Annotated in this window: 11 protein-coding genes; 6 read left to right on the forward strand and 5 right to left on the reverse strand. The window is 62.2% G+C overall.

Annotation, left to right across the window (positions count from 1 at the left end):
- The first annotated feature begins 61 nt into the window (after positions 1-61).
- Together HU811_RS20505 and HU811_RS20510 are read left to right on the forward strand one after the other, a co-directional pair.
- A complete protein-coding gene (locus HU811_RS20505) occupies positions 62-763 on the forward strand; it encodes a response regulator (RefSeq protein WP_092398946.1) in 702 nt (233 codons plus the stop codon).
- 4 nt (positions 764-767) lie between these two features.
- A complete protein-coding gene (locus HU811_RS20510; protein WP_186657789.1) occupies positions 768-2,069 on the forward strand; it encodes an ATP-binding protein in 1,302 nt (433 codons plus the stop codon).
- 37 nt (positions 2,070-2,106) lie between these two features.
- Here HU811_RS20510 and pncA read toward each other — a convergent pair whose 3' ends face one another.
- On the reverse strand, positions 2,107-2,733 hold the full coding sequence (pncA, locus tag HU811_RS20515; protein ID WP_186657791.1) for a bifunctional nicotinamidase/pyrazinamidase: 627 nt from the start codon (positions 2,731-2,733) through the stop codon (positions 2,107-2,109).
- A gap of 187 nt (positions 2,734-2,920) precedes the next feature.
- Between pncA and HU811_RS20520 the strand changes: the two genes are divergently transcribed.
- Entirely contained in the window at positions 2,921-4,999 is a 2,079-nt protein-coding gene (locus tag HU811_RS20520) for a putative bifunctional diguanylate cyclase/phosphodiesterase (protein ID WP_186657792.1), read from the forward strand.
- An 8-nt stretch (positions 5,000-5,007) separates the two neighbouring features.
- Here the strand turns inward: HU811_RS20520 and HU811_RS20525 are convergent, their stop codons facing one another.
- The gene (locus HU811_RS20525; protein ID WP_186657793.1) at positions 5,008-6,111 is read right to left on the reverse strand and encodes a DNA alkylation repair protein; all 1,104 of its coding nucleotides are present in this window, start codon (positions 6,109-6,111) and stop codon (positions 5,008-5,010) included.
- A gap of 108 nt (positions 6,112-6,219) precedes the next feature.
- The gene (locus HU811_RS20530) at positions 6,220-6,843 is read right to left on the reverse strand and encodes a DJ-1/PfpI family protein (RefSeq protein WP_186657794.1); all 624 of its coding nucleotides are present in this window, start codon (positions 6,841-6,843) and stop codon (positions 6,220-6,222) included.
- Between the two features lie 162 nt (positions 6,844-7,005).
- Between HU811_RS20530 and HU811_RS20535 the strand changes: the two genes are divergently transcribed.
- Positions 7,006-7,314 (forward strand): RcnB family protein, encoded by a 309-nt coding sequence (locus HU811_RS20535; protein WP_092398933.1) that lies wholly within the window; start codon positions 7,006-7,008, stop codon positions 7,312-7,314.
- Between the two features lie 5 nt (positions 7,315-7,319).
- Here HU811_RS20535 and HU811_RS20540 read toward each other — a convergent pair whose 3' ends face one another.
- Positions 7,320-7,643 carry a protealysin inhibitor emfourin gene (locus HU811_RS20540; RefSeq protein ID WP_092398931.1) on the reverse strand — a complete coding sequence of 108 codons (324 nt, stop codon included), beginning with the start codon at positions 7,641-7,643 and terminating at the stop codon, positions 7,320-7,322.
- Positions 7,643-8,704, reverse strand: a complete 1,062-nt coding sequence (locus HU811_RS20545; protein WP_186657795.1) for a M4 family metallopeptidase — start codon at positions 8,702-8,704, stop codon at positions 7,643-7,645. The genes HU811_RS20540 and HU811_RS20545 overlap by 1 nt, the downstream gene beginning before the upstream one ends.
- Positions 8,705-8,850: 146 nt before the next feature.
- On the opposite strand from HU811_RS20545, the gene HU811_RS20550 reads away from it, so the two are divergent.
- Entirely contained in the window at positions 8,851-9,192 is a 342-nt protein-coding gene (locus HU811_RS20550; protein WP_186657796.1) for an FKBP-type peptidyl-prolyl cis-trans isomerase, read from the forward strand.
- Positions 9,193-9,247: 55 nt separating this feature from the next.
- The coding region (locus HU811_RS20555) for an ArsR/SmtB family transcription factor (RefSeq protein ID WP_186657798.1) at positions 9,248-9,986 on the forward strand (739 nt) is incomplete at its 3' end.

The following is a 9,986-nucleotide window of genomic DNA, read 5'->3' on the forward strand; positions in this document are numbered from 1 at the left end:
TGGGAGCGAGCCTGCTCGCGATAGCGGCATAGCCGACGCCCCAGCACTTTCTGGATACAGCATGCCCAACATCCTCCTGGTGGAAGACGACACCGCTCTTTCTGAACTGATCGCCAGCTACCTGGAGCGCAACGGCTATCGGGTCAGTGTGCTCAGCCGTGGCGATCATGTACGTGAACGGGCGCGTGTCGATCAGCCGGACCTGGTAATCCTCGACCTGATGCTGCCGGGGCTGGACGGCTTGCAGGTCTGCCGCTTGTTGCGGGCTGATTCGGCCACCTTGCCCATACTGATGCTCACTGCCCGGGATGACAGCCATGATCAGGTGTTGGGCCTGGAAATGGGCGCCGATGACTACGTCAGCAAACCCTGTGAACCCCGGGTCCTGCTGGCACGCGTTCGGACCTTGCTGCGCCGCAGTAGCCTCACCGAGCCGCAGACAGTCAACGACCGCATTCTCATGGGCAACTTGTGCATCGACCTGTCCGAACGCACCGTGACCTGGCGCGGGCAAGCGGTGGAGTTGTCCAGCGGCGAATACAACCTGCTGGTGGTGCTGGCCCGGCATTGCGGCGAAGTACTGAGTCGCGACCAGATTCTGCAGCGTCTGCGCGGCATCGAGTTCAACGGCACCGACCGCTCGGTGGACGTGGCGATCTCCAAGCTGCGGCGCAAGTTCGACGACAACGCCGGCGAAGCCCGCAAGATCAAGACCGTGTGGGGCAAGGGGTATCTGTTCAGCCGTTCCGAGTGGGAATGCTGAGTCGATGTGGAAGCTGCTGATTCGCCTGTACCTGGTCACCATCGTGTCCTACAGCGCCGCGATCTACCTGATGCCGGAACTGGTGGTCCGGCTGTTTCATGAACGCTTTCTGAACTACAACCTCGATTACTCCCGTGGCCTGCAAACCTTGATGGTCAGGCAGTTCCATAACGTGCCCAGCGAGCAGTGGCCGGCACTGGCGGCACAGATGGACAAGGAATTCGAGCCGCTGCGCATCGAACTGGCGGCCATTGATGATGCAGGTTTCAGCGCCGCCGAGCAGGCGCGTCTCCAGCGCGGCGAGAACGTGGTGCGCCTGGGCGAATGGGCCTGGCGAACCCTGGCGGCCGCGCCGCTGGATGAGCGCACGGCGGTCAAGATGATCGTGCCCCCGGACCCGACCGAGGTGAGTTGGCTGTATTGGAGCATCAACGTGTTGATCGGCGCGACGATGCTGGCCTGCCTGCTGCTTTGGTTACGGCCGCATTGGCGCGATCTGGAACGGCTCAAACGCACCGCTGAACGCTTCGGCAAAGGCCATTTGAGCGAACGTACGCAGATTGGCTCCAGCTCGAACATCGGCAGCCTGGCCCACGTATTCGATACGATGGCCGGCGACATCGAGCGCTTGCTCAACCAGCAGCGCGATCTGCTCAATGCGGTGTCCCATGAATTACGCACGCCCTTGACCCGCCTCGATTTCGGCCTGGCCCTGGCGCTGTCCGATGACCTGCCGCCGGCCAGTCGCGAGCGGTTGCAAGGGTTGGTGGCGCACATCCGCGAGCTGGATGAGTTGGTGCTGGAGTTGCTGTCTTACAGCCGTCTGCAGAACCCCGAGCATCTGCCCGAACGAGTGGAGGTAGCGCTGGACGAGTTCATCGACAGTATCCTGGGCAGTGTCGACGAGGACTTGACTGCGCCGGACGTGGTGATCGATGTGCTGCTGCACGGCGCGCTGGAGCGTTTCGTACTGGACCCGCGCCTGACGGCCCGGGCGTTGCAGAACCTGTTGCGCAATGCCATGCGTTATTGCGAAAAGCGGATCCAGGTTGGCGTACTGGTCGGTGTGCAGGGCTGCGAGATCTGGGTCGACGACGACGGTATCGGTATTCCTGACAGCGAGCGCGAGCGCGTGTTCGAACCGTTCTATCGCCTGGACCGCAGCCGCGACCGCGCCACGGGCGGTTTTGGCCTGGGCCTGGCCATCAGCCGTCGCGCCCTGCAAGCCCAGGGCGGTACGCTGACGGCGCAAGCCTCGCCGCTGGGCGGCGCGCGGTTGCGCTTGTGGTTACCAACGCCGTGCTGATGCGGCTTGAGACTGTAGGAGGTTCATGTAGCAGGGGTCAGGCGTCTATTGCACTCGATTCAATCAGCGCCACACCCGCTTGCTGCATCCGCCGGATTGCTGCCTCCATCGAACCGTCGATATCAATGCCCCGGCAGGCATCGAGCACCACCAGCGCATTGAACCCCGCCGCCCGGGCATCCAGCGCCGAGAACATCACGCAAAAATCCAGCGCCAGCCCCACCATATACACCGTGTCGATGCCGCGCTCCTTGAGGTAGCCCGTCAAACCGGTGGGGGTCTGGCGGTCGGCTTCCATGAAGGCCGAATAGCTGTCGATGTCCGGGTTGCAGCCCTTGCGAATGATCAGTTGGGCGTGGGGCAGGTCCAGGTCCGGGTGCAGCGCGGCGCCTTGGCTGCCCTGTATGCAGTGGTCAGGCCAGAGTTTCTGTTCGCCGTAGGGCAATTGAATAAGGTCGAACGGTTGCTTGTCCGGGTGGCTGGAGGCGAACGAAGCGTGCCCGGCCGGGTGCCAGTCCTGGGCGAGGATCACCTGCCTGAATGAACGGCCCAGGCGGTTGATCAACGGCACGATTTCGTCACCCCCCGGTACGGCCAGTTGGCCTCCTGGGATGAAGTCGTTCTGAACGTCTATTACCACTAATGCGGCGGTTGGGGGTGTCATGAATGGGTCTCCTGAACATGGCCCACCACAGCTTAGCCGAACGGAACGGGATGTCTTTCGTCGCAAATATTCCAGAGGTGATGGCTTTTTGATATTTGGTCGGTACGCCCGTACCGCAATTGAGTACAATCGCCGCCTTTCAACCGGGCATGGAAGCAGTTCGGCTTTCCAGTCACGAGAAAAACCCATGCTCATCGGCAGTTATTCACCGGCCCTTGTTTCAATTTCCCTGTTTGTTGCGGTACTGGCTTCCTACACCGCACTGGACATGACCGGACGCATCGCTACCACCCAAGGGCGCGCGGCGCATTGGTGGATGGCCGGCGGGTCCCTGGCAATGGGCGTCGGGGTCTGGTCCATGCATTTTATCGGCATGCTCGCGCTCACCTTGCCGGTGGAGCTTGGCTACGATGTGTCGATCACCGCCTTGTCGCTGCTGATCGCCATCCTGTCCTGCGGTTTTGCCCTGTGGTTGGTCAGCCAGCCGCAATTGCCGGCGTGGCAACTGGCTTTCGGCGCATTGATCATGGGCGCCGGCATCAGTGCCATGCATTACACCGGCATGGCGGCGCTGCGGATGCAGCCGGGTATTGATTATGACCCCTCGTTGTTCGGGGCTTCGCTGGTGATTGCAGTCTGCGCTTCGGCGGCAGCGTTGTGGATCGCCTTTCGCCTGCGCCAGAACATCCCTCATGTACGCCTGGCCCGCGCCGGCGCCGCCGTGGTGATGGGCCTGGCCATTGTCGGCATGCATTACACCGGCATGGCCGCCGCGCGGTTCAGCGACGGCAGTTTTTGCGGCGCCCTGGACGGTTTGAGCAGCAAGGGCCTGGACAATCTGGTGCTGATCACCACGCTGGCGGTGCTGGCCATCGCCTTGCTCACCTCGATTCTCGATGCACGCCTGGAAGCCCGGACCGCAGAGCTGGCCCAGTCGTTGACCCTGGCCAACCGCGAGCTGACGCAACTGGCCCTGCACGACCCCCTCACCGAACTGCCCAACCGCGTATTGCTGGCCGATCGTATCGATCAGGCCATGCATAGGGTGCATGAGCAGGGCGGCTGTTTCGCCTTGATGTTCATTGATCTGGACGGTTTCAAACCGGTCAACGATGCTTTCGGCCATCACATGGGCGACCTGTTGCTGCGCGACGTGGCCCTGCGCCTGCGGGAAGACTTGCGCAGCCAGGACACCCTGGCGCGGATCGGCGGTGATGAGTTCGTGCTGCTGGTGCAACTGGCCGAGCCTGACGATGCGTTGCGCCTGGCGGCCCGCCAGGTCGGGCTGATCGGTCGCACGTTCCGGGTGTCCGATCATGACTTGCAGATATCCGCCAGTGTCGGCATCGCGCTTTATCCGGGCAACGGCCAGAGCGCCGAAGAGCTGCTGATGAATGCCGATGCGGCGATGTACCACGCCAAGGGGGCCGGCAAGAACGGCTACAGCTTTTTCGATGCCTCGATGAACAGCAACGCCCGCAAGCAATTGCAATTGCTGCAAGACCTGCGCATCGCCGTCGAGCAGCGCCAGTTCAGCCTGCATTATCAGCCCAAGTTCGACGCGGCCAACGGCCGTCCGGTCGGTGCCGAAGCCTTGTTGCGCTGGACGCATCCAACCCAGGGCCTGTTGATGCCCGATACCTTCATCGACCTTGCGGAAAAGACCGGGCTGATCATCCCTATCGGTGAATGGGTGTTGAACGAGGCCTGCCGCCAGATGCGCGAATGGTACGTGCTCGGCTACACCGACTGGCGCATCGCGGTGAACCTGTCGGCGTTGCAGTTTTGCCACGTAGGGCTGGTGCAGAGCGTCGCCACGGCGCTGGAGACTCATCATTTGCCGGCCAACAGCCTGACCCTGGAAATCACCGAGACCACGGCGATGAGCGATGCCGATGCCAGCATGACCGTGCTGCAGCAGCTCTCGGACATGGGCGTGGACTTGTCCATCGACGACTTCGGCACCGGTTATTCGAGCCTGATGTACCTCAAGCGGTTGCCGGCCAACGAGCTGAAGATCGATCGCGGTTTCGTGCGCGACCTGGAGCATGACAGTGATGACGCGGCGATCGTCTCGGCCATCGTCGCCCTCGGCCAGGCCCTGGGGCTGCGGATTGTTGCCGAAGGGGTGGAGACCGACGTGCAGCAGGATTTCCTGACTCAGTTGGGGTGCGATTCGCTGCAAGGTTATCTGCTGGGCCACCCGCTGCCGGCCGAGCGCTTCTTGCAGGACATTCGCAAGGCACAACGGCTGGCGCTGGCCTGAGCGGCCGTTCAGGGAACGATGTCGAACGCCGTGCTGCCCAGCCGCTCGCCATTGACCAGCAGATGCACCGCATGCCGGCCCACGTAGTGGCGGCGGGTGGTCAGCTCGCGAATGTGCTGGGAGCGGCTGAGGCTGACGCCCTCCAGGGCGGGCAGGTCGAAAGTCTTGAGCTTGAAGACTTTGGCCGAGGTTCCGCCCGAGGCTTTCACGTAGTCGATGGCATAGTCGATCACCAGGCGCTGGCTCTGCTCAAGGGTTGATTGCACCTTGAACGACAAGGTGATGGGCTCGCCGAGCCGAATCACCGCCGGCGTGACCTGCAAGTCCAGCACCTGGATCTGCGCTTTGCCGCCGACCCCGATAACCGCCAGTGCCCGCGCATTACCTTGTTTGATCAGGCTGCGCAAAGCATGGCGGGCGATCCATGCGGTGTGGCGATCTTGCAGGGGCCAGCCTTCGATCCGGTCCAGCACCCAGTCAGGGTGCTGCTTGGTGATGTCGTTGAGATGATTGGCCACGGACTTGCGTACATACAGGCTGTTGTCGGCCTTGAGGGTCTCAAGGATCGCAGCGGCGAGGTCGGGATTGGCCTGGATCGGCTCCAGATGGAACGACCACGGCAAGCGTGGCCTGCTGCCTTCGCTGGCCAGGCGGCGTACGTGTTCGTTGGGATCGTGCGCCCAGTCGTGCATGGCCTTGAGGGTGCGCGCCAGGTCATCGCGCAGGAAATGCCGCACGGCGAACTCCGAGGAGCCGAACCGGGTGAAATACTTGAGCGCATCCAGGGACAAATCGAAGCTGTGCCGGCCGTAGGACGCCACGTAGTGGGGCAGGAACATGCTGACAAACATGCTGTTGAGGCGGGGCGCCAGGTCTCGCAGCACATCCAGCGAGGCCTCGTAGTCCAAGGGCAGTACCGCATGCAGGCACTCACTGACCCGTGCCATGCGTTGCATCACCGACAGCTCGCTCAGCCCGTCTTTGGCCATGTTCAGGAACGCCCGGCTATCGAAAGCCGGATACACCGAGCTCATCTCACTGGCGATGTGCTCAAGGCGTGTGGCGTTGAAGATTTCCTTGAGGGCAGGGGATGAGGTGGTGGGGGGGCTCATGGCGGGGTCCGTGCGGTGAGGTGTGTTGGACTTTATAGGGGATGTGGCTGCCAATGTGTAGCCCGCCCGTAGTGAGGGAGCAAGCTCCCTCACTACGGGGGCATCGCGTCAGACTTGCGCCATCTCACTCACATATTGGCGAATATGCCCCAATCCCCGCTCCACATAAGCCTCTTTCTCTCCCACCGGGGCAAAGTAATGCAGCACTTCCCGCGCAGTCTCCAGCCCCTTGAGCCGCGCCAGCACCCAGGCCGACAGGTACTGGGCGGAGAAACAGCCTCCGGCGGTGGCGATGTTGCCATTGGCGTGGAACGCCTGATTGACCACGTTGACACCCGCCGCGACGACCCAGGGTTTACTGGTGGTGTCGGTGCAGGCCGGTGCCTGGCCGAGCAGCCCCAGGCGTGCCAGCAGGAATGTGCCGGAGCATTGCGAACCGAGCAGCTGGTGAGTCGGGTCCAGGCGCAACTGGCTCATGATGACCGGGTCATTGGCGACCTCGCGGGTCTTCATGCCACTGCCGAACAACACGGCATCGGCCTTGCAGGCCTGCTCCAGGTCGATCTGGGCGTCGATGGTCAAGCCATTCATGGACGTGACGCGCGGGGTGGGTGAAGCGATGCTCACGCGCCAATCCTTATCCCCGATCAGGGAGATGCGGCTGAGCATGCCATAGGCAATCAGTGAGTCCAGTTCGTTGAAGCCGTCGAAGGTCAGAATGGCGATGTGCATGGCGAGCCCCGGTTTTTATAAATGGCTTTTTTGCCAGCCTACGCCGGTTGTAGGCATCACCGCCCCGTACAGTCGGCGACGGATTCGTCGCTACAGTAAAAGGAATGATTTGCCGCCGTTGAAGTCGGAGAGTTCAGTATTCTCGAAATCACTGGAGTTTTTATGCGCAACCCTACCCTGATCGCCAGCCTGGTCCTGATCACCGGTCTCGCCGCCTTTGGTCCTGTGGCGCAAGCGGTCGAGGCCACCGGAGATGCGGTGGAGCATTCCCCCAACAATGGTCGCCGTTTGGTGGAAGCGGACCGGACGCCGGCTGAATATCAGCGCTCGGACAAGGCCATTAAAAACTGGAAAGAGAAGGGGCTCGAAGCCCCTGAGGAAGGCGCGCAATGGGTGCAGATTCATGACAAGTACGTGATGGTGGTGATTGCCTCCGGGCGGATTCTGAAAATCACCCCCACCACGCGCTAGTTCCTTCAGCTCACTTGGCCTTTGTCCCACAGGCGCACCAGCTCGCCGGGTGCCTGATCTTCAGGCACCTGCAGCACCATTTCGTCGTCCTGGTCGTTGGCGCGGTAGCGCACTTCGATGCGGAAAAAACGCTGGTCGCCACGCCCCGGCGCCGCCGAGTCCAGCGGCAGGCAACCCTCCAGTACTGAGCAGATACGCGTGCGCTGGTCGAGATCGCACTGGGCGAAATCGATTTCCCGAGGGCGAGTCAAGGCGGAAATCGCCGCTACGCCGCCCTGACGAGACAGCCGGACCACCGCGTGATCGTCGAGGGGTGGAAGAGGTTTCATCAATGCTCCTCGGTTAAATCGACGCCTACCTGCGCCCAGCCATTCTGCACAGCCTGCACTTCCCGGGCACCGAAGCGCTGGCGGGCGTGCTCGACGGTCAAGCGGGCGAAGGCGCTGAAGGACGCGTCGTTGGCCAATCTTCTGTCGCACAAGGTTTCATACCAGATCCGCCCGGCCTTTTCCCAGGCAAATCCGCCCAGCGTCGTGGCCGCCAGATAGAAGGCGCGGTTGGGAATGCCGGAGTTGATGTGCACGCCGCCGTTGTCCTCGCGGGTGATGACGAATTCACGCATGTGCGCCGGTTGCGGGTCCTTGCCCAGCAGCGGGTCATCGTAGGCCGTGCCAGGGTTGGACATGCTGCGCAGGCCGTCGCCGTTGATCTTGTCCGTGAGCAGGTCGGCGCCGATCAGCCAGTCGGCCTGGTCGGCGGTCTGTTCGAGGACGAACTGCTTGACCAGCACCCCGAATACATCGGACATGGACTCGTTCAACGCGCCAGACTGGTTGGCGTAGATCAATCCGGCTTCACTTTCGGTCACGCCATGGGCCAACTCGTGGGCCACCACGTCGAGGGAGCGGGTGAAGCGCTGGAAGATTTCGCCATCGCCGTCGCCAAACACCATCTGTGCGCCGTTCCAGAACGCGTTTTCGTAGTCCTGGCCGTAATGCACGCTGCCCACCAGGGCGAAGCCTTTGTTGTCGATGGAGTCGCGCCCCAGCACTTTCCAGAAAAAATCGTAGGTGGCGCCGAGGGCATCGTAGGCCTCGTCCACAGCCGCGTCGCCAGTGGCTGCCTGACCTTCGAGGCGTACCGGCTGGCCGGGCAGTTCCATGGTGTTTTGTGCGTCATGCACGCTGCGCTGGGGTTGGCCGGGCTTGCCCGGCCTGGGCAGCGCTGCGGCGGCGGGCGGGTTGTGTGGCGGACCGGGGTTGTGCCGCAGATTGCGTACATGGGTCAGGGTGCCGAGGGCGCTGGAACGTTGATGTTCGGAGCCGTGGGCGATGATTCGGTTGAGGATATAGGGAGGAATGAAACCGTGAAGCGGGCGAGAGTCGATCATCAGAATATCCTTATCTGAAATGCAGGGTCGATACCCATGTGAACCGAAGCGACCGCTGCGGTTCCCTTGTGCAGCCAATACACAAAAGTTTGCCAGCCACGCGGATTTCTGCGAAAACCCGCGCCTGAACCAAACGGGAGTGCCCCATGAACGAAGAGTTGCAAATCATCGACCTGAAACAGGGCGACGGCAAAAGCGTAGTCAAAGGTGCGCTGATCACCACCCAGTACCGAGGCACGCTGGAAGACGGCACCGAATTCGATTCGTCCTACAGTCGAGGCAAACCTTTCCAGTGCGTGATCGGCACCGGTCGGGTGATCAAGGGCTGGGACGTCGGCCTGATGGGCATGAAGGTCGGCGGTAAGCGCAAGCTGTGGGTGCCGGCGAATCTGGCCTACGGCGAACGGTCCATGGGCGCTCACATCAAGCCGGGCGCGAATCTGATTTTCGAAATCGAACTGCTGGAAGTGCTGACCCGCGACGATTGAAAGGGTTGCTACTCTCTCCAGTCCTAGCATGACGCTATTCATCGGGGTGCGAAATATGAATGCAGAGCAACATGACCTTGGGGTGTCCCAGGTCGCCGCGGCCATTGCCGAACCGGCTCGCACCCGAATGCTGTGCGCGTTGATGGACGGCCATGCCCGAACCAGCACGGAGTTGGCGAGCATCGCCGATGTCAGCGCCTCTACCGCCAGCAGCCATTTGGCGAAGCTCAAGGAATTGGCCTTGGTGCGTCTGTACGTCCAGGGCCGACATCGCTATTACAGCCTGGCGGATAGACGCGTTGCCCAGGCCCTTGAAGCGTTGATGGTGATCGGCCAGAAAGCCGCCCCGACCTTCACCCCGCGCACCCCGGATCGCCTGCAATTTGCCCGCACCTGCTACGACCACATGGCCGGCACGCTGGCGGTGCGCTTGCACGATCGGATGCTTGAGGCCGGATGGCTGGTGGAGGTGGAAGGTAAAGGCTATCGCCTGAGTGACGATGGCGAGGCGCTGTTGCAAGGGCTGGGCATTGATGTCCAGGCGCTTGCCGTTCAGCGACGCCGGTTTGCCTGCCCATGCCTGGACTGGAGCATGCGCCGTCCGCACCTGGGGGGAGCGTTGGGGGCCGCACTGCTGCAAATGGCGATCAAGCGCAAATGGGTGATCCAGGACCTGGACAGTCGGGCACTGGGGTTGACGGCCAGTGGCCGCAAGGAAATGGCGACGCGATTGGGTGTCGATGTCGAGATGGATGTCGGCCCTGCTGGCGCCTTCGCGAGCAAGCCCGCTCCCA

Origin of the sequence: Pseudomonas tehranensis (genome assembly GCF_014268615.1) — a bacterium.
GTDB lineage: Bacteria > Pseudomonadota > Gammaproteobacteria > Pseudomonadales > Pseudomonadaceae > Aquipseudomonas > Aquipseudomonas tehranensis.

Excerpts from the sequence above, each read along its gene's own strand:
- HU811_RS20505 (WP_092398946.1), top strand. The coding sequence starts at position 62 with ATGCCCAACATCCTCCTGGTGGAAGACGACACCGCTCTTTCTGAACTG.
- HU811_RS20510 (WP_186657789.1), top strand. The coding sequence starts at position 768 with ATGTGGAAGCTGCTGATTCGCCTGTACCTGGTCACCATCGTGTCCTAC.
- pncA (WP_186657791.1), bottom strand. The coding sequence starts at position 2,733 with ATGACACCCCCAACCGCCGCATTAGTGGTAATAGACGTTCAGAACGAC.
- HU811_RS20520 (WP_186657792.1), top strand. The coding sequence starts at position 2,921 with ATGCTCATCGGCAGTTATTCACCGGCCCTTGTTTCAATTTCCCTGTTT.
- HU811_RS20525 (WP_186657793.1), bottom strand. The coding sequence starts at position 6,111 with ATGAGCCCCCCCACCACCTCATCCCCTGCCCTCAAGGAAATCTTCAAC.
- HU811_RS20530 (WP_186657794.1), bottom strand. The coding sequence starts at position 6,843 with ATGCACATCGCCATTCTGACCTTCGACGGCTTCAACGAACTGGACTCA.
- HU811_RS20535 (WP_092398933.1), top strand. The coding sequence starts at position 7,006 with ATGCGCAACCCTACCCTGATCGCCAGCCTGGTCCTGATCACCGGTCTC.
- HU811_RS20540 (WP_092398931.1), bottom strand. The coding sequence starts at position 7,643 with ATGAAACCTCTTCCACCCCTCGACGATCACGCGGTGGTCCGGCTGTCT.
- HU811_RS20545 (WP_186657795.1), bottom strand. The coding sequence starts at position 8,704 with ATGATCGACTCTCGCCCGCTTCACGGTTTCATTCCTCCCTATATCCTC.
- HU811_RS20550 (WP_186657796.1), top strand. The coding sequence starts at position 8,851 with ATGAACGAAGAGTTGCAAATCATCGACCTGAAACAGGGCGACGGCAAA.